This is a genomic window from Salipiger sp. IMCC34102 (assembly GCF_004145405.1).
Lineage (GTDB): Bacteria > Pseudomonadota > Alphaproteobacteria > Rhodobacterales > Rhodobacteraceae > Loktanella.
Genome location: NZ_SELQ01000001.1, coordinates 145129 through 171225, shown reverse-complemented (window position 1 = coordinate 171225; position 26097 = coordinate 145129). Strand labels below are relative to the sequence as shown.

Annotated in this window: 27 protein-coding genes; 17 read left to right on the top strand and 10 right to left on the bottom strand. The window is 66.8% G+C overall.

Annotated features, from left to right (window positions below; genetic code table 11):
* Positions 1–125: 125 nt before the first annotated feature.
* The 3 genes from EU805_RS00865 to EU805_RS00855 are packed head-to-tail and all read right to left on the bottom strand — an operon-like array spanning position 126 to position 2232.
* Positions 126–1088, bottom strand: coding sequence for a P1 family peptidase (locus tag EU805_RS00865; protein ID WP_129762056.1), 963 nt, complete (start codon positions 1086–1088; stop codon positions 126–128).
* A complete protein-coding gene (locus EU805_RS00860; RefSeq protein WP_129762055.1) occupies positions 1085–1543 on the bottom strand; it encodes a hypothetical protein in 459 nt (152 codons plus the stop codon). Before EU805_RS00860 ends, EU805_RS00865 begins: the two co-directional genes overlap by 4 nt.
* Positions 1540–2232, bottom strand: coding sequence for an SDR family oxidoreductase (locus EU805_RS00855; RefSeq protein WP_255465850.1), 693 nt, complete (start codon positions 2230–2232; stop codon positions 1540–1542). Before EU805_RS00855 ends, EU805_RS00860 begins: the two co-directional genes overlap by 4 nt.
* A 125-nt stretch (positions 2233–2357) precedes the next feature.
* On the opposite strand from EU805_RS00855, the gene EU805_RS00850 reads away from it, so the two are divergent.
* Together EU805_RS00850 and EU805_RS00845 are read left to right on the top strand one after the other, a co-directional pair.
* The gene (locus EU805_RS00850; protein WP_129762053.1) at positions 2358–3161 is read left to right on the top strand and encodes a L,D-transpeptidase; all 804 of its coding nucleotides are present in this window, start codon (positions 2358–2360) and stop codon (positions 3159–3161) included.
* Positions 3162–3174: 13 nt separating this feature from the next.
* Positions 3175–3507, top strand: a complete 333-nt coding sequence (locus tag EU805_RS00845) for a hypothetical protein (protein WP_129762052.1) — start codon at positions 3175–3177, stop codon at positions 3505–3507.
* Between the two features lie 36 nt (positions 3508–3543).
* Here EU805_RS00845 and EU805_RS00840 read toward each other — a convergent pair whose 3' ends face one another.
* Together EU805_RS00840 and deoC are read right to left on the bottom strand one after the other, a co-directional pair.
* Positions 3544–5844, bottom strand: a complete 2301-nt coding sequence (locus tag EU805_RS00840; protein WP_129762051.1) for an aldehyde dehydrogenase family protein — start codon at positions 5842–5844, stop codon at positions 3544–3546.
* Positions 5845–5890: 46 nt separating this feature from the next.
* Positions 5891–6853, bottom strand: a complete 963-nt coding sequence (deoC, locus tag EU805_RS00835; RefSeq protein ID WP_129762050.1) for a deoxyribose-phosphate aldolase — start codon at positions 6851–6853, stop codon at positions 5891–5893.
* A gap of 168 nt (positions 6854–7021) precedes the next feature.
* Here deoC and rpe point away from each other — a divergent pair, with 168 nt between their 5' ends.
* Positions 7022–7696, top strand: a complete 675-nt coding sequence (gene rpe / locus EU805_RS00830; protein ID WP_129762049.1) for a ribulose-phosphate 3-epimerase — start codon at positions 7022–7024, stop codon at positions 7694–7696.
* Between the two features lie 55 nt (positions 7697–7751).
* Here the strand turns inward: rpe and EU805_RS00825 are convergent, their stop codons facing one another.
* Positions 7752–9398 carry an alpha-amylase family glycosyl hydrolase gene (locus tag EU805_RS00825; RefSeq protein ID WP_129762048.1) on the bottom strand — a complete coding sequence of 549 codons (1647 nt, stop codon included), beginning with the start codon at positions 9396–9398 and terminating at the stop codon, positions 7752–7754.
* Positions 9399–9514: 116 nt separating this feature from the next.
* Here EU805_RS00825 and EU805_RS00820 point away from each other — a divergent pair, with 116 nt between their 5' ends.
* The 6 genes from EU805_RS00820 (at position 9515) to EU805_RS00795 (ending at position 13338) form a co-directional block, all read left to right on the top strand.
* A complete protein-coding gene (locus EU805_RS00820) occupies positions 9515–9949 on the top strand; it encodes a hypothetical protein (RefSeq protein WP_129762047.1) in 435 nt (144 codons plus the stop codon).
* A gap of 57 nt (positions 9950–10006) precedes the next feature.
* Positions 10007–11020: a UDP-glucose 4-epimerase GalE gene (galE, locus tag EU805_RS00815; protein ID WP_129762046.1), complete on the top strand. Its 1014-nt coding sequence runs from the start codon at positions 10007–10009 to the stop codon at positions 11018–11020.
* Positions 11021–11190: 170 nt separating this feature from the next.
* Positions 11191–11763, top strand: a complete 573-nt coding sequence (locus tag EU805_RS00810; RefSeq protein WP_129762045.1) for a hypothetical protein — start codon at positions 11191–11193, stop codon at positions 11761–11763.
* 3 nt (positions 11764–11766) lie between these two features.
* Entirely contained in the window at positions 11767–12174 is a 408-nt protein-coding gene (locus tag EU805_RS00805) for a phage holin family protein (protein ID WP_129762044.1), read from the top strand.
* Positions 12164–12700 carry a DUF3618 domain-containing protein gene (locus EU805_RS00800; RefSeq protein WP_129762043.1) on the top strand — a complete coding sequence of 179 codons (537 nt, stop codon included), beginning with the start codon at positions 12164–12166 and terminating at the stop codon, positions 12698–12700. The genes EU805_RS00805 and EU805_RS00800 overlap by 11 nt, the downstream gene beginning before the upstream one ends.
* A gap of 41 nt (positions 12701–12741) precedes the next feature.
* Entirely contained in the window at positions 12742–13338 is a 597-nt protein-coding gene (locus EU805_RS00795) for a hypothetical protein (RefSeq protein ID WP_129762042.1), read from the top strand.
* A 76-nt stretch (positions 13339–13414) separates the two neighbouring features.
* Here EU805_RS00795 and EU805_RS00790 read toward each other — a convergent pair whose 3' ends face one another.
* Positions 13415–14146: a Crp/Fnr family transcriptional regulator gene (locus EU805_RS00790; RefSeq protein WP_129762041.1), complete on the bottom strand. Its 732-nt coding sequence runs from the start codon at positions 14144–14146 to the stop codon at positions 13415–13417.
* Between the two features lie 266 nt (positions 14147–14412).
* Between EU805_RS00790 and otsB the strand changes: the two genes are divergently transcribed.
* The 3 genes from otsB to EU805_RS00775 all read left to right on the top strand — a co-directional run bounded on the left by otsB (position 14413) and on the right by EU805_RS00775 (position 17554).
* On the top strand, positions 14413–15147 hold the full coding sequence (gene otsB / locus EU805_RS00785; RefSeq protein ID WP_165351855.1) for a trehalose-phosphatase: 735 nt from the start codon (positions 14413–14415) through the stop codon (positions 15145–15147).
* Positions 15144–16526, top strand: coding sequence for a trehalose-6-phosphate synthase (locus tag EU805_RS00780; RefSeq protein ID WP_129762039.1), 1383 nt, complete (start codon positions 15144–15146; stop codon positions 16524–16526). The genes otsB and EU805_RS00780 overlap by 4 nt, the downstream gene beginning before the upstream one ends.
* Before the next feature lie 104 nt (positions 16527–16630).
* Complete coding sequence (locus tag EU805_RS00775; protein WP_129762038.1) at positions 16631–17554, top strand: VOC family protein; 924 nt, start codon at positions 16631–16633, stop codon at positions 17552–17554.
* Positions 17555–17696: 142 nt separating this feature from the next.
* Here EU805_RS00775 and EU805_RS00770 read toward each other — a convergent pair whose 3' ends face one another.
* A complete protein-coding gene (locus tag EU805_RS00770; protein WP_129762037.1) occupies positions 17697–19820 on the bottom strand; it encodes a transglycosylase domain-containing protein in 2124 nt (707 codons plus the stop codon).
* A 258-nt stretch (positions 19821–20078) separates the two neighbouring features.
* Between EU805_RS00770 and EU805_RS00765 the strand changes: the two genes are divergently transcribed.
* From EU805_RS00765 to EU805_RS00745, 5 genes are all read left to right on the top strand, one after another.
* Complete coding sequence (locus tag EU805_RS00765) at positions 20079–20417, top strand: P-II family nitrogen regulator (protein ID WP_129762036.1); 339 nt, start codon at positions 20079–20081, stop codon at positions 20415–20417.
* 22 nt (positions 20418–20439) lie between these two features.
* Positions 20440–21777 (top strand): ammonium transporter, encoded by a 1338-nt coding sequence (gene amt, locus EU805_RS00760; RefSeq protein WP_129762035.1) that lies wholly within the window; start codon positions 20440–20442, stop codon positions 21775–21777.
* Between the two features lie 113 nt (positions 21778–21890).
* Positions 21891–22892, top strand: coding sequence for an N-acetyltransferase DgcN (dgcN, locus tag EU805_RS00755; RefSeq protein WP_129762034.1), 1002 nt, complete (start codon positions 21891–21893; stop codon positions 22890–22892).
* 63 nt (positions 22893–22955) lie between these two features.
* Positions 22956–23909: an N-acetyl-D-Glu racemase DgcA gene (gene dgcA / locus EU805_RS00750; protein ID WP_129762033.1), complete on the top strand. Its 954-nt coding sequence runs from the start codon at positions 22956–22958 to the stop codon at positions 23907–23909.
* Between the two features lie 3 nt (positions 23910–23912).
* On the top strand, positions 23913–24770 hold the full coding sequence (locus EU805_RS00745; RefSeq protein ID WP_129762032.1) for a D-amino-acid transaminase: 858 nt from the start codon (positions 23913–23915) through the stop codon (positions 24768–24770).
* A gap of 53 nt (positions 24771–24823) precedes the next feature.
* Here EU805_RS00745 and EU805_RS00740 read toward each other — a convergent pair whose 3' ends face one another.
* Positions 24824–25501 carry a hypothetical protein gene (locus tag EU805_RS00740; RefSeq protein WP_129762031.1) on the bottom strand — a complete coding sequence of 226 codons (678 nt, stop codon included), beginning with the start codon at positions 25499–25501 and terminating at the stop codon, positions 24824–24826.
* A gap of 105 nt (positions 25502–25606) precedes the next feature.
* Complete coding sequence (locus tag EU805_RS00735; protein ID WP_129762030.1) at positions 25607–25942, bottom strand: DUF3140 domain-containing protein; 336 nt, start codon at positions 25940–25942, stop codon at positions 25607–25609.
* Positions 25943–26097 lie beyond the last annotated feature (155 nt).

The following is a 26097-nucleotide window of genomic DNA, read 5'->3' as shown; positions in this document are numbered from 1 at the left end:
CGCGATTGCAATTGATTTCGATATAAGCTGGACGCGCGCTTTAGGAAACCGTGCTCTGCGTTGCGGTGCACGCCGAGAGGCGCTGTCTCTCGCGCTCCAAGAGATATCTTCGGCCCGGAGGAAGATCAGCCGCCGTGCAGGTCCGTGTAGGTGGGCAAGAGGTCGCCGGGGGCCGATGTCGCGTGGTAGATTGCGCGGGCGATGGCCCGGGCGGTGACGGTGGCCGCCGCATGGGACAAGGCCACGGGATCGGCGCTGCGCTCCCCGTGGGACAATGCGAAGACCAGGTCGCCGTCCATCGGCGTATGGCTCGGCACCAGCGCGCGGGCGAAGCCGTCGTGGGCGACGGTGGCCAGCCGGGTGCAGTCGGCCTTGGTCAGGGCCGCATCGGTCGCGACGATGCCCAGCGTCGTATTGCGCGCATCGAGCTTCGTGGGCGGCGGACCGTCGGGTATCCGCAGAGCAGGGCCATGGCCGCCAAACTCGTCCTTCCGTTCCCACGGGGCGGCCCAGAAGTGCGGACCCTGTCCCACCGTCGCCGATCCCAGCGCGTTGACGGCCACGAGTGCGGCGACCGTCGTCCCGTCCGCCAGTTGCATCGAAGCCTGCCCCAATCCGCCCTTCAAGGTTGCCGTCGTGGCCCCGGTGCCTGCACCGACCGACCCAAGGGCCGGGGTCGAACCGGCCGCTTCCAGCGCGGCCGCGCCGAGGGCTGCGTAGGGGTTCACCGTCCAGCCCTTGTCGCCCCCGTTGGCCAGGTCGAAGAGGATCGCGGCAGGCACGATCGGCACGCGCTGGCCTGCGACCTCGACCCCGCGGCCCCGGGCGCGCAGGGCATTGGCGACCCCGCTCGCGGCGTCAAGGCCCAGCGCCGATCCGCCGGACAGAACGAGCGCGTCGACCTCCTGGATCGTCTTGTCGGGGGCCAGAAGATCCGTTTCGCGGGTGCCCGGCGCGCCACCCATGACATGCACGCCGCAGGTGAAAGGTGTTCCGGCCGTCACCACCGTCACGCCGGACTTCAGGCCCGCGTCCTGAGCGTGCCCCACCTGCAGGCCCGCCACGTCGGTCAGCAGGTTGCGCATCATACCCGCACCGTGATCTCGCCCAGGTAGGTCAGGTCGCGGGTATCGTCGAGCGTGTAGGGCAGCCCGCCGAAGGCGTGTTCGGTCAGCAGGATCAGCGTGGTGTCACCGGCCAGGCGCAGTTCGACGTCGTCGATCTCCGGCTCGGTCAGGAACTCGGACAGGCGCGGGGTGATCGGGCTATGGATGACCTCCACCTCGGAGGGGTCCACGTAGGCACCGGTCAGCTGGCGGGTCAGCTCGCTGGGCGCGTCCTCCGTGCCAGTGCAGAATGCGAGCGCCTGGGCTTCGCTGTCGAAGTTCGCACCGAAAAGATGCAATCGCAGCGTACCGGGCGGGGTCGGGGCGGGTGGCTCCGGGCGTGGTTCGCGCGTGGGCTCCGACGGGATCAGCTTCCTTGCATCCCGCAGGCCGCGCCGCTTGAGGTAACGCATCAGGCGATCGGCGATCCGGCTCATGTGAATCTGGCCCCGTCCACGTGAAGCGCCCGGCCGGTGGGGATCGAGGCGGCTTCGGTGCACAGGAAGGCCGCCGCGGCGCCAAGCTCCCGGGGCAGTGCTGAGGCGTCGGCATCCATGGGCACCGCGACCTCGAAACCCCGCGTTCGGGGCAGGCGAGGCGCGTCGTCGCCCATGAGCCGCAGGGCGTAGACGCGCACGCCGTGCGGCGAGAGGTCCGCCGCCATGGCTTGGGTCGCGGCGGTCATGGCATCGGTGCGGGCATTATCCCCGCTCGGGATCACGTTCAGGATCGTGCCGCGACCGCGGGCCTTCATTCCCGGTCCGAAATGGCGTCCCATGAGGGAGATCGCCTCGACGTTGCCGGTCATGGTTTGGTCGAACCCCGCCGCACCCGGATGCGCCGCCATCGCGGGTCTGCATGCGGCGTCGAGGATGTTGACCAGGATATCGACCTCGTCCAGCAGGTCGGCGGCATGGTAGGCCAGGCCTCCGACGGAGGTGTCGCTGCAAGGGTCGACCTCCAGCGCGTCGCCCCCGATCTCGGAGGCGAGGCGCGCCGCGCGTTCGACATCGCGGTCCGCCACCACGACACGCGCCCCCGCGGCGGCCAGCGCACGCGCGATGACGGCGCCGCAACTCGTACCTGCGCCCGTCACGATAGCAGCTTGTCCCGCAAGATCGCCCATGAGGGGAGAATGACCGCCCCGGGTCGCTTCCGCAAGCGATGCAAAGGTCACGACCCTGCGCGGCGATTTGCCTATCGCCGTTTCAGTGTTAAGACGTAAGCCGATCCACCATCACGGAATGACCCATGAGCTTTACCGAAACCCTCTCCCGTCGTGGCTTCGGCGCCCTGCTGCTGGGCTCCGCCGCTGCCGGCTGCACCCCCACCGTTCCGGTCAGCGAACCGCAGATCGCCGCGCCGAACTTCCTGCCGGAGTATCCGCCGCTGCAGGACGCAGGCTACGACCTGCCGCCGGTGCCGCTGGAATATACACAAGGCATCAACCGCCGGATGGAGGGGATCTATACCGGTGAGGCGCCGCAGGGATCCATCGACGTCGACCCCTATGCCAAGTTCCTCTACCACGTGAAGATGGACGGCACCGCCACGCGCTATCCTGTGGGCGTGGGGCGTCAGGGGCGTACCCTGTCGGGACTGGCGACGATCCAGCAGAAGAAGGCCTGGCCGGGCTGGACGCCGACCCAGAACATGCTGAACACCGAACCGGAGGTCTATGGCGACTTCCGCGGCGGGATCCCGGGGGGTCTGCGCAGCCCGCTGGGCGCGCGTGCGCTCTATATCTATCGCAACGGACGCGACACCTACTACCGCGTGCACGGGACCAACGATCTGGAAAGTATCGGCAACTCCGGCTCCGCGGGCTGCATCCGGATGTTCAACCACGACATCATCCACCTCTACAACAACGTCACGGTGCCGATGACGATCAACATCCGTTCCGAGGCCGAATCGCTGCGGGTCGATCCCGAGTATTTCGGTCGCGGCGTCGAGCAGCCCGCACGGCGCATCAGCTCCGACGAGCTTCTGGGCGACGAAGCGCTGGCAAACGACCGGGCGCCGCAACGCGACCAGCTCGCCTCCAACTTCTAGGGGGCGGGCGACCGTGCTCGGCGGCCTGGTCCTTCCCGCGATGGCGCTGGGGTTCCTGGCCTGGCTGGTGCCGAAGATCTACTCGATGGTCCTGCCGGAAGGGGCCTGGCCCCTGGTGCTGAACGCGGTCCTGTCCGCCTTCACGCTGGCCGCCCTCGCCGCGGCGTTCTTCCTCGCGCTCTACCTGCGCGAGGGCATCCCGCTGGACCGGATCGTCGACCTTGGCCTGTGGGGCAATGCCGTCTTCTTCGGACGGCTCAGCGCCTCGACCGCGCTAATCTGGGGTCCGATCATGGTGCTGTCGCTCGCGGCCCTGCCCCGCACATGGGTCAGGGCCGTCTGGTAGCGCGAACCCGGGCGCCGATCCCGGCCCCACGGGCACTCACGCGCCGTAGGGCACCCAGATCGTCTTCACCTCGGTCGCATGGGCCAACAGGTCCTTCGTCGTGTCGACCTGCGGGTCGAAAGGGCCGACCCAGGTCCGCTTGAGGTTCTGCGCACTTGCCGCTTCGATCAGTTGCGCGTGGCCCGACAGGCCCCAGACCGCGTCGAGGTCGAGGTGACGGGCCATGGGCTCCGCCAGGTCCGCATGGGCGCCGGTCAGGATGTTCACCACGCCCCCGGGCACGTCGGAGGTGTCGAGCACCTGGAAGAAGTCCGTAGCGACGAGCGGGTAGGCCTCCGAGGCGACCAGCGTCACCCGGTTGCCCATCGCGATCGCGGGCGCCATCAGGGACACGAGGCCTAGCAGGGGGGCCGCGTCCGGGCAGAGGATGCCGATCTTGCCCACCGGCGCCTTCATCGCCAGCGCCACGCCCCGCACCGGCACGCCCTTGACCTGCCCGTCGTACTTGTCCGCCCAGGCCGCCGCGCTGAACAGCCGGTCGACAGCCGCGGCGACCTCTTCCGTGCCGTCCTTGCCGGTCAGATCCTTGAGGCGGGAGGCGAATTCGTGGGCACGGGCCGAGAGGTTCTCGGCGATGAAGTAGAGGATCTGCGCGCGCAGGTGTCCGCTGCTTCCGCCCCAGCCCCGGGCCGCGTTCATGGCCTCGACCGCGTTGCGCAGGTCCTTGCGGTTGGCAAGGCTGGCGTGGCCCAGAAGCGCGCCCTCCGGCCCGTGAACCGCGCGGGAATAGCCCCCGTCGGGTCGGGCCTGCTTGCCACCGATGTAAAGCTTCGACGTCCGGTCGATGCCGTCCCCCGTGCCGGTGCCTTCCTGCGGCGTGATCGCGGCGGGGGAGCTGTGCCGTGTCGCGGCACGGGTATAGCCGCCCAGCCCTTCCCAGCCGCCTTCGCGCCCGAAGCCGCTTTCGCGTATCCCGCCGAAGGGGGCCGCGGCATCCATCATGTTGGTCCCGTTGACCCAGACGATTCCGGCCTCCAGCTTCGGGGCCACGTCGAGGGCGAGGTTCACGTCCTCCGACCAGACCGAGGCGGCCAGCCCGTAGCGCGAGTTGTTGGCGATCTCGACGGCCTCCTCCGGCGTGCGGAAGGTGGTCGAGACCAGAACCGGCCCGAAGATCTCCTGCTGCATCAGGGGCGATGCGGGATCGAGGTCCGAGATCAGCGTGGGGGGATAGTAGCAGCCTTCCGGCGCCTCGGTCTGGAAGATCGTACCGTCCGTATTGGCCTCGACCAGCGCGCGCACGTGGGCGAGTTGTTCCGGGTGGACGATGGCGCCGACGTCGATGCACTTGTCCAGCGGATCGCCGATGCGCAGTTGCGCCATGCGGGCGCGCAGCTTGGCGTGGAAGACCTCAGCGATGCCGTCCTGCACCAGAAGGCGCGAGCCCGCGCAGCAGACCTGCCCGCCGTTGAACCAGATCGCATCGACCAAGCCTTCGACCGCGCTGTCGATGTCGGCGTCCTCGAAGACGATGTAGGGCCCCTTGCCGCCCAGCTCGAGGCTCAGCGCCTTGCCGGTGCCCGCCGTCGCCTCGCGGATGCGGCGGCCCACGGCGGTGGAGCCGGTGAAGGCGATCTTGTCGACCTTCGCGCCCACGATCATCTCGCCCACCTCACCGTCGCCGGTGACGATGTTCACGACGCCAGGCGGCACCCCCGCCTCGCCGCAGATCTGCGCGAACAGCATCGCGGTCAACGGTGTCCATTCGGCGGGCTTCAGCACGACGGTGTTGCCCATGGCCAGGGCGGGCGCGATCTTCCACGCCAGCATCAGCAGCGGGAAGTTCCAGGGGATCACCTGACCGCAGACGCCCAGCGGCGCCCGGTCGGGCATCTCGGTGGGCATGAGCTGCGCGTAGCCCGCGTGGTGGTAGAAATGGCGCTGCGCCAGCGGCACGTCGATGTCGCGCGATTCGCGGATAGGCTTGCCGCTGTCGAGGCTTTCGAGCACCGCGAACATCCGGGCGTGCTTCTGCAAGAGCCGCGCCAGCGCGTAGAGCACCCGCGCCCGCCGCCCGTGATCGCGGGCCCAACCGGGCTGCGCGTCGCGCGCGGCCTTCACCGCTGCGGCGATGTCGTCGGATGTCGCCTGCGTCACCCGCGCCAGCGTATCGCCCGTGGCGGGGTTCACCGTGTCGAAGAGCGTGCCCGGCTCGGTCCAATTCCCGCCGATGAACAGGCCGAAGTCGCCGCGATCGGCCAGCCACGCCATGGCTTCCTTGTCGCTTTCGGGGGCGGGGCCGTAGTCCATGGTCTCGAAGATCTCCTTGATGGTCATAGCGCCGCCCCTGTCTTCATCTGGCAAAATAAACTCAAACCCGACCTCACGACATCGCGTGCCGCCAGGAGGCGGAGTAGCTGCCGGTGACGTGGTGTTCCAGCTGGCGCTCGATATCCCCCAGCAGGGAGGAGGCCCCGAAACGGAACAGGTCGGGCTGCAGCCAGCGGTCGCCCAACTCGTCCTTGATCATCGAAAGGTACACCAGCGCGTCCTTCGCCTTCGAGATCCCGCCTGCCGGCTTGTAGCCCACGTAAAGCCCCGTCGCGGCGTGATAATCGCGGATCGCACGGATCATGGTGAGCGTGACGGGCAAGGTGGCGTTGACGCTTTCCTTGCCGGTCGAGGTCTTGATGAAATCCGCCCCCGCCATCATGCAGACGAGCGACGCCTTGGCGACGTTGCGCAGGGTGCCCAGCTCTCCGGTGGCGAGGATCGCCTTGACGTGGGCCTCGCCGCAGGCGGCGCGCATCTCGCGCATCTCGTCGTAGAGCGCCTGCCAGTTGCCGGTCAGCACGTGCCGGCGGGAGATGACGATGTCGATCTCTTCCGCGCCGGCGGCGACACTTTCGCCGATTTCGGCGATGCGAAGATGGAAGGGCGACAGGCCCGCGGGGAACCCGGTCGACACGGCGGCCACCGGGATGCCGGTGCCCTTCAGCGCCTCGACTGCGGTGGGCACCATGTCGTGGTAGACGCAGACGGCACCGGTGGTCAGCCCCTGCATCCCAAGCGTCTCCAGCAAGTCGGGAGAGACCGGTTGGCGCGCCTTGGCGCACAAGCGACGGACACGCGCGGGCGTGTCGTCGCCCGCCAGCGTCGTCAGGTCGATCAGGCTGATCGCCTTGCACAGCCAGGCGGCCTGGTGGTCCTTCTTGACGCTGCGCCGGCCGGGCAGCGTGGTCGCGCGCCGCTCGATCGCCGAACGGTTGGCCTGCGCCCGCGCGACCCAGTCGAGGTCGAGCGGCAGGCCTGGATTGCGCGGCAAGGCGGTGGGGGAGATGGTCACGGCAGAGGCTCCGGCGTTGCGTTCCGCTTTGGTGGCACGGCGCGCGGGTTCGTGCAAGGTTTGACCGATTGGTCAGAAATTCACGTCACGTCGGGCCCGTGACGTCTTGCGGGTGACGCCGGGCGTCATCGGCGCTAAGGCAGGTGCGCAACATCGGGAGACACCGCCATGACCTTCGACCGCAGCCTCAAGATCGCGCCTTCGATCCTCTCGGCGGATTTCGCCAATTTCGGGGCCGAGATCCGGGCGATCGAGGACCAGGGCGCCGACTGGGTCCATGTCGACGTGATGGACGGGCACTTCGTGCCGAACCTCACCTTCGGGCCGCCCGCGGTAAAGGCGTTTCGGCCCCACGTGAAGACGGTGATGGACGTGCATTTGATGATCTCTCCGGTCGATGCCTACATCGACGCCTACGCCGACGCGGGGGCGGATATCCTGACGGCCCATGTCGAGGCGGGACCGCATATCCACCGCACGCTGCAGGCGATCCGGGGGGCGGGGATGAAGGCGGGCGTGGCGCTCAATCCCGGCACCCCGGCGGAGGCAGTGGCCCATGTGCTCGACATCGCCGATCTGGTCTGCGTGATGACGGTGAACCCCGGCTTCGGCGGGCAAAGCTTCATCGACATGACAGCCAAGGTGCGGGCCCTGCGGGAGATGATCGGCGATCGCGAGGTGCATATCGAGATCGACGGCGGCGTCGACCCCACGACGGCACCGCTGGTGCGGGCGGCGGGGGCCGACGTGCTGGTCGCGGGGTCCGCCGTGTTCCGCGGCGGATCGGTCGATGCTCGGCATGTCTACGGCCGGAACATGGCGGCGATCCGCGAGGCTTGCTGACGGCCGGACGGCGCTGTCGGACCTGATGGTCCGAGGCGCCCCGCCCGCCGTCCCGTCAGGCGACGGTGACCTCTCCGTCCTGATCGAGCCAGGCGAAACCGTTGGCCGGCAACGTCAGTTTGTCGCCGTCGCGCGTCGCGGAGCAGGGTCCGACCGTTGTGGCCTTGCCCGTGAGCGTCAAGGACACCGGCTCCGTCCCCATGTTGAAGAGGCAAAGCAGGGCACGGTCGTCCAGCGTGCGACGGAACCCGAGCACGGGGTCGGGCAGTTCGAGGAACGCGGTCCGTCCGCGCGTCATGCAGGGATGCTCCTTCCGGAAGGCCATCACGGCGCGGTAGAAGTGCAGCACGCTGTCGGCCCGCGCTTCCATCAGGTCGACGGCCTGTTCCTTCTGGGGCTCCTTGATCGGCAGCCAGGGGGCCTTGTCGCCCCGGGTGAACCCGGCGTCGGGGGCCTGGGCCTCCCAGACCATGGGCGTGCGGCAGCCGTCGCGGCCCTTGATCCCCGGCCAGTAGCGGATCGCCTGGGCATCGGTCAGCTCGTGGTATTCCATGCGGGTCTCGGTCTGGCCCAACTCCTCGCCCTGGTAGATCCCGATGGTGCCCTCGAAACTGAAGAGCATCGCGGCGGTGAGCTTCGCGAGGCGCTCGCGGTCCACCCCATGCTCCTCCCAGCGCGAGACGTGGCGCACCACGTCGTGGTTCGAGAAGGACCATTCCGGCTGGCCGTCGGGCGCGCCTTGCCGGAAGCTCTCGATGCAGCTGCGGAAGTGATCGGGCGTGAAGGCATCGCCCAGCATCGCGAAACTGTAGGCCATGTGCAGGCGATCGGTCCCGGCGGTGTATTCGGCCATCAGGTCGATGCTGCGCTGGCCGTGATCGCCGACCTCGCCCACCATCATGATGTCGTCGTATTGGTCGGTGAGGCTCCGCAGGCGTTCGAGGAAGGCCAGGTTCTCGGGCCGGTTCTTGTTGTAGATGTTGTCCTGCATGGAAAACAGGTCGTGCGCCATGACCACCGTGCCGGCGGCGCGGGGCGCGGGCGGGTTCGAGCGCAGCTTCGCGTCGTGGACATAGTAGTTCACCGTGTCGAGCCGGAACCCGTCGAGTCCGCGATCGAGCCAGAACTTGGCGGTCTCCAGGATCGCGTCCTGAACGTCCGGATTGTGGAAGTTCAGGTCCGGTTGGCTGGCCAGGAAGTTGTGCTGGTAATACTGGCCCCGCGCGGGGTCGTATTCCCAGGCCGGACCGCCGAAGTGGCTGTGCCAGTTGGTGGGCGGCGTGCCGTCCTCCGCCGGATCGGCCCAGACGTACCAATCGGCCTTGGGGTTGGTGCGATCCTTGCGCGATTCGATGAACCAGGGGTGGTGGTCCGAGGTATGGGACAGCACCTGGTCCACGATGACCTTCAGTCCCATGTCGTGCGCGGTTTCCAGCATCCGGTCGAAATCCGCCAGCGTTCCGAACAAGGGGTCGATGTCGGTGTAGTTCGACACGTCATAGCCCATGTCGTCCATCGGGGAGGTGAAGATCGGCGACAGCCAGATGCAGTCCACGCCGAGGGAGGCGACGTAAGGTAGACGCTCTGTGATGCCGTTGAGGTCCCCGACGCCATTGCCGGTGCTGTCCTGGAACGAGCGGGGATAAATCTGGTAGATGACGGCGTCGCGCCACCATTCGCGCGGCGAAGCGGTCTTGGTCATGGGGATCTCCGGTCTGCGGTTTCGCGGCTGTTACCGCAAACGCAGAGCGCTGCAAACGGGGTATTGCCCTCAAGCCGCGCGGTCTATCTGGTGGGCTGCAATATGACGGAGGTCCCATGGCGCAGATGACGAAAGCCCCGCTCTGGTTCAGCGTGACCATCATGGGCGGGCTGTTGTGGAACGTCTTCGGGGTGATCCAGTTCCTGGGCGGCGTCGGGCGCACGCGGGACGACTACGTGGCGCAGGGCATGCCCAGCCCGCAGGCGGAGGCGATGGCGACCTATCCCGCCTGGATCGACGCGGCCTTCGCGCTGGGCGTGCTCGCAGGCACCGTCGGGTGCATCCTGGTCTTGATGCGCAAACCGCTTTGCGTGCCGGTCCTCGCGGCCTCGCTTGCGGGATTCGTGGCGATGATGGCGGGCAACGCTGCCGTGGGATTGTTCGAGGTCATGGGACCGCAGCGGTTCTGGACGATAGCCTTCACCGTGGCCGTCGCTGCGGTGCTGCTGATGCTCGCGCTCTACGCACGGCAAAGGCGAATCATCGTCTAGGCTTTCCCGGGGGCGGGGTACGCGGTAGGGTCGCTCAACATCAAAGAGGGGGCATTCATGCGCGTTCTGGTCACCGGCGGTGCGGGGTACATCGGCAGCCACACCTTGATCGAGCTTCTGGGCCAGGCGCACGAGGTCTGCGTTCTGGACAATTTCCACAACTCCCGCCCCGTCGTGCTGGACCGGGTGCGCAGCCTGACCAACGGCAAGGTCACCAGTGTCACCGGCGATGTCCGCGACCGGGGCGCGCTAGACGCCTTGATGGACGACTTCGCACCTCAGGCGGTGATCCACTTTGCGGGCCTCAAGGCCGTGGGCGAAAGCCAACGGCAACCGGTCGACTATTACGACGTGAACGTCACCGGCACGCTGACGCTTCTGCGCGCGATGGACCGGATCGGGTGCCGCCGCATCATCTTCTCCAGCTCCGCCACGGTCTATGGGGAGCCGGTCTATCTGCCCTACGACGAGGCGCATCCGACCGCCCCGCTGTCGGTCTATGGCCGCACCAAGCTGATGGCCGAGGAGGTGCTGACCGACTGGGCCCGCGCCACGCCGGAGGCGACGGCGGTCCTGCTGCGCTACTTCAACCCCGTGGGGGCCCATGCCTCGGCCCGGCTGGGAGAGGATCCGGCGGATTACCCCAACAACCTGATGCCCTTCATCGCGCAGGTCGCGGTGGGCAAGCGGGACGAATTGCAGGTTTTCGGCGACGACTACCCGACCGACGACGGCACGGGAGAGCGCGACTACATTCACGTGGTCGACCTGGCCCGCGCCCATGTCGCCGCCGTCGACTGGGCCGAAAGCAACACCGGTGCGCGCGCCTTCAACATCGGCACCGGGCAGCCCTACAGCGTCTACCAGATGGTCGAGGCGTTCCGGCGCGCTTCCGGCCACCCGATCCCGCTGCGCGTCGCGCCGCGCCGTGACGGGGACGTGGCCCGGATGCAGGCCGACAGCCGCCGCGCGGAGGCCGAGATGGGCTGGCGCGCGACCCATACGCTGGACGACATGGCCGCCAGCACCTGGGCCTGGCAAAGCGGCAATCCCGACGGCTACGGCGGCTGATCCACGACCTCCGGTTCTTGTTTCCAAGGCGCGCCCATGCGCGGAGATCCCCGCATCGCACGGCGGGGCGGATGGAACTTATTGTCGCATACCGCATTGTCCCCGCGATGAAACTTCTGTGAGGACGAAGGGGCGACCTTTCCGGCCCTCCACCACCAAGGAGCCGCCAAATGGCTGATACCGAGAAACAGATCAAGGACGCCGCCGACGAAGCCGCCAACCGGGCCAAGGGCATGGTCGACGAGGTTAAAAACCAGGCGAAATCCGTCGCCACCGACGCCCGCGAGACCGTCAAGACCGAGGTCGAGATGCGCACCGCCGCCGCACGCGATGCCGCTGCTGGCGAAGTCAACAACGTGGCCTCCGCCCTGCGTCGCGCCGCGGAGGAAAGCCGCAAGGGCAGCGCGCAGGAGCGCACTTTCGGTCAGATCGCCGATGGCCTGGCCGACGTGTCCGAGACGATCAGCAACAAGGATCTCGGGACGGTCGTCTCCGACGTGAGCCAGTTCGCCCGTCGCAACCCGATGACCTTTCTCGCCGGGGCCGCTCTGGCGGGCTTCGCGGCTTCGCGGTTCGTGAAGGCCTCCGAGCGGGACGACGATTACCCCCGCACGGACGATCTTGGCCGCTCCGGCAACGCGTGCGCTGCCAGCCCCGCGGCCCGGACCACGCCCGTTGCCCAGCCCGGCAATGTCGGTGGCACCACGCCGGTCACCCGTCCCGGCGATATCGGTCGGGGGTGATCCATGACCCAGACCCACACCAATTCGCAACGCAGCACCGGAACGCTCTTCAACGACGTGCTCGGCAGTATCGGCAACCTGCTTCGGCAGGAAGTCGACCTTGCCCGCGCGGAAGTGGACGAGAACCTTCACAAGGCGATGCGCGCGATCGGGTTCCTGGTCGTGGCGATCATCCTGGTCGTGGTCGGTCTGATGATCCTGACCACCACCGCGATCGCGGCCCTTGTCCTTGCGGGCGTGGGAGAGATCTGGGCCACGCTGGCCGTCGGCATCGTCACGCTGGTGATCGCGGTGATTTTTGCCAAGATCGGAATGAATCGCCTGAAGCTGTCCAGCCTTGCCCCGACGCGCGCCACCAGGAACATCAAGCGCGACGCCAGCATGATGAAGGACGCCTACAATGACCGCTGACCACCGCAGCCCCGCCGAAATCGAGGCCGAGATCGAGGCCGAGCGTAGCCGTTTGAGCCGCGACCTCGACGAGCTTCAGGAACGACTGACGGTCGAAAACGTGGTCGACGACGTGAAGGCCCAGGTCCGCGTCCAGATCAACGAGATCCAGCGCGCCTTGCGCGGGCAGCTTCTCGAAGTGACCGGCACCGTGGGGTCGGAGATGCGCACGCAGTTGACACGTACCTCTACCGGCGTCGTGCGCCTGACCCGCGAGAATCCCTGGCCGATGCTGGTCACCGGGTTGGGTCTGGCTTGGCTGACCGCCAGCGCCTTGCGCCGTCCCCCGGCGCCGAAACCCGCCTACGCCCCTGTCCAACGGGGATGGGTCCGGGAGGAGGCGCAATACGATGCCAGCCCCGCCGACATGGCGGCCGCCCAACTCGAGGAAGAGGCGGGCTCCTGGGCCCGCGAGGTCGTGGATGCCAAGTCCAGCCCCGTGCCTCCCTATCACGCGCGCCCGTCCTGGGCCCGCGAAGACTACTAACGACGAGACGGTCCGCGAGGGCCTCCGTGAAAGGATAGATCATGCAAGATTCCAGACCCACCCCCGCCATGGTCGGCGACCTGCCAGACGAACGCTCCACCGGTTCGAAGTCCGAGGGCTTTTCCGGCCGGTACGAGGACTTTCGTGCGCGCCTCGCCGAAGGCACCGAGCATCTGACCGATGCCGCCCGCGAACGTGTGATCGCCGCGCGTGAACAGGCCGTTCGCGCCCAGCGTCAGGCCCGTGAAGCCGTATCCCACAGCGGCGATGCCGCCGTCGACATGTTCGAGCGTCAACCGCTCGTGGTCGGCGCCCTGGCCTTTGCGGTCGGCGCCGCGGTCGCCGCCCTGCTGCCGCGCACCCGGACCGAGAACAGCTACCTCGGCGCCCGTCGCGACCAGCTCATGGACGAGGCCGAGCGGATCTTCCGCGAGGAGACCGAGCGCGCCAAGTCCACCCTGCGCACCGCCGAAAGCGAAGCCCGCTCCGCCGTGTCCGACATCACCGACACCGTGGCCGAGAAGGCGCGCGAGGCGACTGATGAAAGCGCGGCTGCCGTCAAGGAGCACGCGGGCGACGTGAAGTCGACTGCGAAGTCCGAAGCCAAGGGTGCCAAGGACGACATCAAGAAGTCGTGACGCGACGCGTCTGACCGATCGACCAGAACGGGCCGCCCCACGCCGGGACGGCCCGTTTTGCGTGATCGGGGAGGCGTTACGCCGTCCAGTCGAACTGGACCTGCTCGAACCGGTTTTGAAACTTCAATCGCTCCTCCCAACGGCGCACGTCGTTGATCCGCACGTACGGCCGGGAAAGCGTCAGCTCCCCGCGTTTCTGCAGCGCGCTGAGCAGGCGATTGACATAGATATCCGTCAAGCCCAGCACGTCTCCGATCTCCTTTTGGGACATCGGCAGGGGAAAGCGGTCGGACGGCTGATCGCTGCCCTGCGCCGTCTTGGTCTTGACCGTCAGAAGAAAGTGCATCAGCCGATCCTCGGCCGTTAAGCGGGTGACCGCATGCAACCGGTCCGCCATCGCCACCTGGTTCAGGCTAGCCATTGCGGCGATCATTCCGAAGATGCGCGGATGGGTCCGCGCGAGATCCATCAGCGCCGCGCGTGAAAACAGGCTGACGGTCCCGTCGGTCTGCATCGTCGTCTCGTGCGGTCGGTCGGGGAACCCCAGGTCGTTCAGGCCGATGAGGTCGCCGGCCATGAAGACGTTGGCGATCGTGGTCTGCGCCGGTTCGGACTTGATGCGGGTTACGGCCCAGCCCGAGCGCACGATGGCGATCCGCAAATCCGGCCTGGCAGCATCGAAGACGGATTCCTTCTTGGCACGACGCTCGGAGCCCTGCTCGAACCGCGACAGCACATTCCGATCCTCTTCCGAGAGTTGGGCAAGCCCGCTCATCCGGGTCAGGAAGGCGCTGGCGACATGTTTCATCGAGGGTCCTTTATAGAATGGGCATCGGCGCGATCCTTTCGGACCGCGCCTGTGAACCGGATTTGATTTCCCGGTGTCTTACCGCCGTCGGAAGCAGTGAGGGTTTAAACCAGTTTAAACTCAAAATGGTTTTTTTCCCCTAATCTGGCCGTGGGCAACATTTCGCCCGTCGACCCTCAGGAACCTTCATGCAAACCTGTGGGTTGTGCAGCGACAGAGAAGATCGGGTCCCCCGACCACAGGACAGAGGTGCAAGAAGCGACGCCATGACGGACCTGAATGTGCTCGACCTTGATCGTTTGTTCATGTGCCTAGACTTCGACGGGACCCTCGTCGAGCTGGCAGATACCCCTTTGGGGATCGACGTGCCGGAGGATCTTCCGCGTCTCTTGGCGAATCTTCACGAACGGCTTGGCGGCCGCCTGGCTATCGTGACCGGACGCGAAATCGCGACGCTCGAAGGCTTTCTTCCCGACTTCCCGGGTGACATCTACGGTGCCCACGGCGCGGAGGCGCGGATTGCAGGTGTCCGGCATCCGCATCCGGCGGTCGGCAGCCCACAGGTCGAGGCGGTCCAGTCAGAGGCCGAAGCGCTGGTCAGCGCGGAACCGGGGCTCATCGTCGAACCGAAGCAAACGGGCGTGGTCGTGCACTATCGCAACGCCCCGGTCCTGAAATCCAAGGTCGAACGCAAACTGGCAGACGCCGTGCGTGGCATCGACAACCTGGAGTTGCACGCCTCCAAGATGGCGGTCGAGGTCCGCCCGATCGACGCCTCGAAGGCGCGCGCGGTCGAGCGGGCGATGGCAGAGCAGCCGGAGGGCATCCGCCCGCTGGTCGCGGGCGATGACGTCACGGACGAAGAAGCGATGGAGGTCGCGCAGACCATGGATGGCATCTGTATCAAGGTCGGACCCGGTGACACGATCGCCGCGCACCGGTTGGATGGGCCGTCGCAGATGATCTCGCTCATACGCACCTGGCTGGGAGAGGCCGCATGACCGGACGTCTCGTCGTCGTCTCGAACCGGGTTCCCTCCGACGGACCGCCCGCCGGCGGGTTGGTCGTGGCGCTGCACGACTGCTTGCGCGACAGCGGCGGCGTGTGGTTCGGCACCTCTGGCCAGATCACGGAAGACGCGCCCGACCGCCTGGCCACGGTGGAGGGGGACGGCTACACGATGCGGACGTTCGACCTGACGCCGCAGGAACAGACGGGCTATTACCTCGGCTACGCCAACTCGGTTCTCTGGCCGCTATGTCACCGGCGCGCGGACCTCATGGATCTGCACGCGGGCGATTACGACACCTACATCGGGGTCAATCGCCGGTTGGCGAAGATGATGGCGGCGGAATTGCGCGCCGACGACCGCATCTGGATCCACGACTACCATTTCCTGCCGCTCGCCGCCTGCCTGCGGGCCGAAGGCGTCACGGCGACGATCGGTTATTTCCATCACATCCCGTTCCCCTCGACCCACGACCTGATGGCCTTGCCGGAGCGCGACCTGGTGCCGGGCTGGATGGCGGCCTTCGATCTCTTCGGTCTTCAAACACAACGTGACGTGGCCGCGGCGCTTGAGATGTTCCGAAGTCTCAACGGGGCCGAGCAGCTGCGCGACGGGTCGATCAAGCTGCGCGACCGCCGGTTCCAGGTCCGCAGCTTTCCCATCGGGATCGACGCGCATGCCTTCGCCCGCGACGCGGTGGAGGCGGATGGCCGGTCCCGGGTGAACGTCTCCCCCGACGAGCGTTTGGTGATCGGGGTCGACCGGCTGGATTACTCCAAGGGTCTGGACAACCGCCTGCGTGCCTTCGGTCAGTTCCTCGAAAAGCGCGTGGAGGACGCCCCCAAGGCGTCTCTGCTTCAGATCGCGCCGCCCACGCGGGAAGACGTGCCCGCCTACGCGCGCATCCGCGACGAGCTGGAGCGGGTCACGGGCGCGCTGAACGGGAAGCACTCCGATCTGGACTGGACCCCGATCCGCTACATCCACCGGGCTGTCCCGCGCGAGGTGCTGGCCGGGCTCTACCGGGCTGCCGACGTTGGATTGGTCACGCCCTTTTGCGACGGGATGAACCTGGTGGCCAAGGAATACGTGGCCGCGCAGAACCCCGACAACCCGGGTGTACTGATCCTCAGCCAGTTCGCCGGCGCGGTGGAGCAGATGCCCGCCGCTCTGATCGTGAACCCCTACGACATTGGGGAAATGGCCGCGGCCCTGCACCAGGCCTTTGCCATGCCCCTGGAAGAGCGGCGCGAACGGCACGAGATCCTTGCGCGTGGCGTCTTCCGCAACGACGTGGCCAAGTGGACGCAGACCTACCTCGATGCCATGGCACGCATCACGCGGGCCGCACAGGAATTGGCCGAGAGTTGAGCCCTTGCGCGATTGCGCACAAATTCTGATCGCCGGTGCCCGACGACAGAACGGTGGGGGCGGCCTAACTTCAGGCCAACGGCTTTCAGAAAGGCACACCTCTCATGCTTACCCAGATCAAGGGCCTGCACCACGTCACCTCCATCGCGTCGGACCCCGCGCGCAACAATGCCTTCTTCACCGATACGCTTGGCCTGAGACGGGTCAAGACAACGGTGAACTTCGACGCCCCCGACGTCTATCACCTCTACTACGGTGACGAGGTTGGAACCCCCGGCACGGTGATGACGCATTTCCCGTTCCCCGGCGCCGCGCGTGGCCGGACGGGGACCGGCGAAGTGGGGGAAACCCTGTTCGCGGTTCCGCCGGGCACGCTCGACAACTGGTCGGACAGGCTCGCAGGTCGGGCAAAGGACCTTGACCGCGACACGAGGTTCGGCGAGCAGCGTCTGACCTTCCGCAGCAACGACAACGAAGCCTTCGCGCTGGTCGAATCCGAGGACGCGCGGGTCCCCTGGACGGGGAACGGGGTGGACGAAGACCACGCGATCCGCGGCTTCCGGGGTGCCACCTTGCGCCTGGCGGACACGGGCGCCATGGCGGAGCTTCTGGGGTTCATGGGCTACCAGAAGGCCGAGACGCGTGACGGGGTCACCCGCTACCTGATCGAAGGCGGCAATCCCGCCGACGCCATCGACCTGAGCCAGGCCGACGCGGCGCCCGCCCGGCAAGGGGCCGGTTCGGTGCATCACATCGCCTTCGCGGTCGAGGACCGGGCCGCGCAGCTCGAAGTCCGCCGCGCGCTGACCGATACCGGCTATGCCGTCACGCCCGTGATCGACCGCGACTATTTCTGGGCGATCTACTTCCGCACTCCCGGCGGTGTCCTGTTCGAGGTGGCCACGAACGAGCCCGGCTTCGACCGCGACGAAGACACGGCCCACCTGGGCGAGGCGCTCAAGCTGCCGACCCAGCATGAGCACCTGCGCCAGCAGTTGCAGCAGCATCTGCAACCGCTCGACGCCTGATCTGGCTGGCGGCTCCCCGGCTTCCTTTGGCCGAGAACATGCAGTCGGGGCACCGGCCATCAGGCCTTTCGCTCGGCTGAGGCGCCTTGTGCGAGAACGTCGCATCCCGGGGGCGGCATTGGCCCCCGGGGCATGATCCCGCTCAGTTTTCCAGACCGCCCAGGATGGTGTCCAGCACGTTCAGGATCTGGCTGTCCGCCACCATGCCGCTGCTGGCCAGGGTGCCGTTCTGGCTGGGACCCGGGACCTCCATCGGCAGGGGGCGGGGCTGCTGTCCGGCCACCACGCGCTGCATGGTCTCGCGGAAGATGTCCGCCGGGATGCCGCCACCCGTGACCCCGCGCATCGGGGCGTTGTCGTCGAAACCCATCCAGACGCCGATCACGTAATCCGCGTTGAATCCGATGAACCAGGCGTCCCGCTGGCTGTTGGTGGTGCCCGACTTGCCCGCGATCTCCCAGCCGGAGATTCCGGCGCGGGTGCCCGTACCGCGCACCGTGACCTGGTTCATCATGTAGGTCAGCTGCCGCGCCGAGCGCTCCTGCACCACGCGCTCCTGCATGCCCGTCCCGACATTGTCCATCAACGGCGCGTCGTCGCCCTTCAGTCGCAGGTCGATCAACCCGTAGGGTTCCACCGCCGAGCCACCGTTCAGGATGCCGGCATAGGCGCCCGTCATCTCGATCAGCGTGCTTTCGGAGGCGCCCAGGGCCAGCGCCGGACCCGCCGCAAGCTCGCTGTCGATGCCGAAGCCGTTGGCGACCTGGCTGACGAGTTCGCGCCCGACCTCCTCGGAGAGGATGACGGCGGGTATGTTGCGCGATTCGTAAAGCGCCTGCGTCAGTGTCACGGGGCCCTTGAACTGGCGGTCGTAGTTCTCGGGCCGCCAAGGGCCCGAGCCGGGAATGGTGATCGTGAGCGGCGCGTCGTCCACGAGGTCGTTGGGCGTGAAGCCCAGGTCCAGGGCCGTGGCATATATGAAGGGCTTGAAGGCCGATCCGGTCTGCCGACGCGCCTGGGTGGCGCGGTTGAAGGCGCTGACCGCGCGCACGTCGCGCCCGCCGACCATGCCGCGCACGGCCCCGTCGGCGCTCATGACTACAACGGCGGCTTCCACGTCCGAGCCGTTGGACAGCTTCTGGTCGAACACCGTCAGCAGCGCCGTCTCCGCGGCGTTCTGGATGCGCTGGTCGAGCGTGGTGCGGATAACAACGTCTTCCGTCGTGTTGCGCGTGAAGAAATCCGGCCCCTGTCCCATCACCCAATCGGCGAAATAGCCGCCGGCGCGGGCCTGCGCGGCCTCGGAAAGCTGCGCGGGGTTCCGGCGCGCCTCGTCGGCCTGTTCGGGCGTGATGTAGCCTTGCTCCTCCATCAGGCCCACGACGACGGCGGCGCGGTCCACGGCGCGCCCCATGTTGTTGGTGGGCGCGTAGGAGGACGGCGCCTTCAGCAGCCCCGCCAGCATCGCGGCCTCGGCGGGGTCGACGCTGCGGGCGGACTTGCCGAAGTAACGCTGGGCCGCGGCCTCGAACCCGCGTGCCCCTTCGCCGAGGTAGGCCCGGTTGAGGTAGATCGAGAGGATCTCTTCCTTGGTGTAAGCGGCTTCCATCCCCATCGCGTAGATGGCTTCCTTGACCTTGCGCCAGATCGTCGTGCGGCGGCAGTCGGACTCGTAGTCGCGCTCGCTGTCCCAGGTTTCGGGATCGTAGGGCACCCCGAGGCACAGGAGTTTGGCCGTCTGCTGGGTGATGGTCGATCCGCCGTTGCCCGACAGCGGCCCGCGGCCTTCGCGCAGGTTGATCCGCACGGCGCTGGCGATCCCGCGCGGGTCGACGCCGATGTGGCGGTAGAACCGGCGGTCCTCCGTCGCGACGACGGCGTCGTGCAGGTAGGGAGAGACCTCTTCCGCCGTCACCATCCCGCCGAACTGGTCGCCGCGCCAGGCGAAGACATCGCCGGATCGGTCCAGCAGCGTCACGGATCCGCGCGTGCGACCGTCGACCATTGCCTCGATCGGGGGCATCTGGGCCGCGAAGTAGAAGACCGCGAGCGCCAGGACCACCGCACCGGCAAAGGCCAGCCGCCAGCTGATGCGCCAGATCAGCCGAAGCGCCCAGGTGAAGGGAAACAGCAGCCAGCCCACGAGGCCACGCGGACGGCGGGCCGGGCTGCGCCGTGTCTTGCGGGCGCGTCGCTTCGGTGCATCGGGCGTGCGTTCGCGCCGCTCCGCCACCAAGGGACGTCTGGTGTTACGATTCTTGCTCATGGGCCCCGTCTGGTCGTTTTCTTGGTTTTCGCCAGCATAACCCGCGACCTCGGCGATGTCTCGCCGAAGTGCACCTTCACGTTATGCCCAAATAATAATCAAAGATGCAATTTTGTGCAAAAACTATGGCGGTTCGGGTCTTTCTGCAACGCAGCATATTAACGGAACCTTCCAATACGCAAGCGCAACGGTCCTTGATCGGCCCATCTTTGCGCGGTGGCCCCGGTCCCGCACCCCCTAGGAGACGAGGACGATCACGTGAAACTCATCATCGCAACGATCAAGCCGTTCAAGCTGGAGGAGGTCCGCGAGGCGCTGACCACCATCGGCGTGCGAGGCATGATGGTCTCGGAGATCAAGGGCTTCGGCTCTCAATCCGGCCACACCGAAATCTACCGCGGGGCCGAATACGCCGTGAATTTCGTGCCCAAGGTCAAGCTCGAGATCGTGGTGCCCGCCGGCATGGCCGAGCAGGTGGTCGAGACGATCGCCACCACCGCCAAGACCGACAAGATCGGCGACGGCAAGATTTTCACCCTCGACGTGGAGTCCGCCTTGCGCGTGCGCACGGGCGAGCTGAACGACGACGCCCTGTAAGAAGCGCCAAGGAGAGATGACTATGAACCTCAACAAACCCCTCTGGGCCGGAGCGGCACTCGCGCTGCTGCCCGGCCTCGCCTTCGCGCAGGAGGTGGCCGAGGAGGCCGCCGTGGCACCGACCTTCGACGAGATCGGCCCCTACATCATGACGACCCTGCTGTTCCTGATCGGGGGCTTCCTGGTCATGTGGATGGCGGCGGGCTTCGCGATGCTCGAAGCGGGCCTCGTGCGGTCCAAGAACGTGACCACGCAGCTGACCAAGAACATCGCGCTCTTCTCGATCGCGGGGATCATGTACTGGCTCGTCGGCTTCAACCTGATGTACCCGGCCGACTGGGTGATCTCGGGCTGGCTCGGCGGTTTCTTCGACATCACTTCGCTGGAGCCCGTGGGCCTTGCGGCGGCGGATGCCTCGCTTGACTACGCCTCCGTCGCCTCCGACTTCTTCTTCCAGCTGATGTTCTGTGCCACCACCGCGTCGATCGTCTCTGGCACCCTGGCCGAGCGCATCAAGCTGTGGCCGTTCCTGATCTTCGTCGTCGTGCTCACGGGCTTCATCTACCCGATCGAGGCGTCCTGGCAGTGGGGTGGCGGCTGGCTGTCCGAGATGGGCTTCTACGACTTCGCGGGCTCCACGCTGGTGCATGCCGCGGGTGGCTTCGCGGCCCTGGCCGGTGCGCTCGTCCTGGGCAGCCGGATCGGCAAGTACCGTGAAGGTCGCATCATCCCGATGCCGGGCAGCAACCTCGCACTCGCCACGCTGGGCACGTTCATCCTGTGGCTGGGCTGGTTCGGCTTCAACGGCGGCTCCCAGCTGGCGGCCGGCACCGTGGGCGATATCACCGACGTGGGCCGGATCTTCGCCAACACCAACATGGCGGCGTCCGCCGGTGCGGTTGCGGCGCTGATCCTGACGCAGATCCTCTACCGCAAGCCCGACCTCACGATGGTTCTGAACGGTGCGCTGGCCGGCCTGGTATCGATCACCGCGGGCCCGCTCGATCCGTCGCTTTTCGGCTCGCTTCTGATCGGTGCCATCGGCGGTATCATCGTCGTGGTCGTCGTGCCGATCCTCGACAAGATGAAGATCGACGACGTCGTCGGCGCGATCCCGGTCCACTTGGTCGCAGGCTTCTGGGGCACGATGGTGGTGCCGTTCAACTCGCCGGACACCAGCTTCGTCACCCAGTTCATTGGTTTCGCGGCCATCGGCATCTTCGTCTTCGTCGTGAGCCTCGTGGTCTGGCTGATCCTGAAGGCGACCGTGGGCATCCGCGTCAGCGAAGAGGCAGAGATCGCGGGTCTCGACGTCTCCGAGCTGGGCATGGAAGCCTACCCGGAGTTTGCCAAGGGCTGATCCTCCTCCCCGGCCTTTGCAACCCGACCCGGGCGCTTCAGCAGCGCCCGGGTTTTTTCGTTTCCCCCGTCCGCGACCCGTGTCAGGATCGCGGCAATCAAGACAGGTGACCCATGATCCAGACCCCTTACTTGCTGTTCCTCGGTGATGCCCCCGACAACCTGGCCGCGAAGGTGGCGCAGGGGATCCGCGACTGGAACCCCGATGCCGCCGTAGGCCAGTTCCGGATGGAGGGCTGCAAGGCCGACGTGGGCCTGCCAGACATGACCCTGGAAGAGGCAAGCGCAGCGGGCGCCGGGACGCTGGTCATCGGGGTGGCGAACCGCGGTGGCGTTATTTCGGACGCCTGGAAGGAAGTGCTCGTCGCGGCGATAGAGGCGGGTTTCGACATCGCGAGCGGTCTGCACACCCTGCTGCGCAACGAGAACGCCCTGCAATCCGCAGCCCGCGTCCATGGCCAGACCCTGCACGACGTCCGCATCCCCACGGTTGCCTATCCAATCGCCACCGGCGTCAAGCGCACCGGCAAGCGCTGCCTTGCCATCGGCACGGATTGCTCCGTGGGCAAGATGTACACAGGCCTTGCCATGGATGCCGAAATGCAGAAGCGCGGGATGAAGTCGACCTTCCGCCCCACGGGTCAGACAGGCATCCTGATCACCGGGCGGGGCGTGCCGCTCGATGCCGTCATCGCGGATTTCATGGCCGGATCGGTGGAATACCTCACCCCCGATAACGATCCCGATCACTGGGATCATATCGAAGGGCAGGGGAGCCTCTTTCACGTGAGCTATTCCGGCGTCACCCTGGCCCTGATCCACGGCGGCCAGCCCGATGCGCTGGTGCTGGCCCACGAGCCGACGCGGACCCACATGCGCGGGTTGCCCGATTACCCGATCCCCAAGCTCGAAGACCTGCGCGACATGGCCTTGCCGCTCGCCCGGATCGCCAACCCCAGGGCGCAGGTCATCGGGGTGTCGGTCAACACCAAGGCGCTGGACGACGCCGAAGCCGAGGCCTGCCTGCGCGAGATCGAGGATCGCATGGGCCTGCCCGCGGTCGACCCCTATCGCCACGGGGCCGGGCGGCTCGTCGACGCGCTGGAGGCGATCTGATGCGGTTCGCTGCGCGAACCCCATGCCTCCGGCGGGAGTTTACCTTGCCAGATGAAACCCGTCATGTCGCTTGAGGTAAGGCGAGATACCTTTCGGCTGGCGCAGGTCTTCACCATCTCTCGCGGGTCGCGGAGCGAGGCGCAGGTGCTGACCGTGCGCGCAGGCGGGGGCTGGGGGGAATGCGTGCCCTACGCGCGCTACGACGAGACCCTGGACAGCGTCACGGCGCAGATCGAAGGGCTGGACGCGGGAATCACGCGCGAGAGCTTGCAGGAGGCCCTTCCGGCGGGCGCGGCGCGCAACGCGGTCGATTGCGCGTTTTGGGACGCCGAGGCAAAGGCCGCAGGCAAGCGGGTCTGGGACCTGATCGGCCAGTCCGCGCCGGGACCGTCGGTGACAGCCTTCACGCTGTCGCTCGATACGCCTGAGGCGATGGAGCGTCAGGCGATGGAAAATGCCCATCGCCCCCTGCTGAAGATCAAGCTGGGGACCCCCGACGACATGGCCAGGCTCGAGGCGGTGCGGCGCGGCGCACCCGATCCGACGATCATCGTGGATGCCAACGAAGGCTGGACGGCGGAGGTCTATGCCGAGCTTGCCCCGCACCTGTTGCGGCTGGGCGTGGCCATGGTCGAGCAGCCCCTGCCCGCAGGCGAAGACGATTTGCTTTCCGAAATCGCCCGGCCCTTGCCGGTCTGTGCCGACGAATCCTGTCACGACCGCGCGTCGCTCCCGGCGCTGACGGGCAAGTACGACATGATCAACATCAAGCTCGACAAGACCGGCGGCCTGACCGAGGCGCTGGCCCTGAAGGCGCAGGCGCAGGCCATGGGCTTCCAGGTCATGGTCGGCTGCATGGTCGGATCGTCGCTGGCCATGGCCCCCGCGACGCTGCTGGCGCAGGACGTTGCCTTCACCGACCTTGACGGCCCGCTGCTTCTGGCGGAAGACCGGCCGCATCCGCTGCGATACGACACCGCCGGGGTGCATCCCCCCCGGCCCGAACTTTGGGGATAGCCGATGCGCACCGTCTACGTGAACGGATCCTACCTGCCGGAGACCGAAGCGACCGTGTCGATCTTCGACCGTGGGTTCCTGATGTCCGACGGGGTCTACGAGGTGACCTCCGTGCTGGACGGCAAGCTGATCGACTTCGACGGTCATGCGGTCCGTTTGCAGCGTTCGCTGGATGAGCTGCAGATGAAGCATCCATCCTCCAAGGACGACCTTCTGGAGGTGCACCGCGAGCTGATACGCCGCAACGAGATCACGGACGGCATGATCTATCTGCAGGTCACGCGTGGCAATCCGGGCGACCGCGATTTCGCCTTTCCGCCCGAGGAGACCGCGCCGACCGTCGTGCTCTTCACGCAATCGAAGCCCGGCATGGCCGACAGCCCGATGGCGCAGACCGGCATGAAGATCATCAGCATCGAGGATCAGCGGTGGGGCCGGCGCGACATCAAGACGGTGCAGCTGCTGTACCCCAGCATGGGCAAGATGATGGCCAAGGCCGCCGGTGCCGACGACGCCTGGATGGTGGAGGACGGCCATGTCACCGAAGGCACATCGAACAACGCCTACATCGTGAAGGGCAACACCATCGTCACCCGGCACCTTGGCCACGAGATCCTGCACGGCATCACCCGTGCCGCGGTGCTGCGTTTCGCCCGCGAGGCGCAGATGAAGGTCGAGGAACGCAGCTTCACCATTGCCGAAGCGCAGGAAGCGGACGAGGCGTTCATCACCTCGGCCAGCACCTTCGTCATGCCGGTGGTCGAGATCGACGGGGAAGCGGTGGGTGAAGGCACCCCCGGCCCGGTCGCGAAGCGCCTGCGGGAGATCTACATCGACGAAAGCCGCAAGGCCGCGGTCTGATCCTTTGGCGTGAACGATCCGGCCCCTGCCGGACCCACGCATGAAGCGACCTTTCAGGGTTCGTCGAAGTCAGACATGAAGACGATGCTCACATCCTCGGGATCGGTAATGCCCTGGATCTGGGCGATCACCTCGTCCTTGAAGCGGATCTCGACTTCCTCGCCGTTGTCCGACTGCACGGTCGTCACGTCCTCGGGGGCTGCATCGCCCAGTTCGACGGCAAGGACCTCGCCCGGTTCGTAGTCGGTGATGACGACCGGCGCGTCATCGGACACGGCACTCGCGACCTCGAAAGGGTTCATCTCGGGTTCGCCTGTGACGGTATCGCCGGCGTTCGCGGTCGGACCCTCACCTTCGGCGCGATAGGCCGGATCGATCTTATCAGTTCCTAAGCCGCGAGAGTCTGCCTCGTCCCCGAAGTCGCCAGCAGCGAAATCGTCACGTTCATCGGCGAAGAGGGCAGCATCGTCCCCCTCGCCGATGGCGCTTTCATCCTCACCGGTGCCAAGGGTGAGGCGGCGATCGTCAGCCGCCCCAAGATCCTCGCGCGGTTCCTCGCCGGATGCGGTGGGCAGTTGCATCCGGTCGATCTCGTCCAGAAGATCGCCTGTGCCCGTGTGCGGGCCCTGATCATCCGGCAACTGTTCGTCGAGATCCTCGTCGTCGTCGCGCTCGGTCATGACGAAACCGACCAAGGCTATGGGCAGCATAAGCGCGAGCAGGCTCAACACGGCGTTCTCCGGTGCAGGTTAAGCAGGTAGTAACCCCCTGACAAAAAACGAACAACGCAATTCGCGTGAACACATTGTTTCCGCGCGACCCGGGCCAGGGGCGGCTCAGTCCTTCATCGGGTCGTGGCCCCAGTTCATCAAGCTGTAGCGCCAGTCGGAATGTTCGACGTCATCATCCGGTCCGCCCTGGGACTTGTGGCGTTTGATGTATCCCACGACCTTCGCCATGTGATCCCACTGGTCGTCGGTCAGATCGTCCTTGTTGGTGCGCTTGATCTCCACGATTCGGCGGCCCGACTTGTGACCGGTCGACTCGCCGCTGTCGCTGTCCCCGACCTCCTTCGATTCGTCGGTCTCCAGCCAGTCTTCCAGCTCCTTGGGGGCCATGTTGACCAGGTCGCCCCATTCGTCCCAGATCTCGTCTTTCGATTTCGATGACATGATGTGCCTCCTCGCTGAGCGTCGCACCTCAATCGCCCTTGCGCGCCATTTGTTCCCACGCCAACGGTGCGACACGATCGGCGACCTTCTTCTGGCCGGAAATATCCCAAAGGGTCGCGGCGCGCGCGGGGGCGGAGCCCCATCCGCCCTTTCCC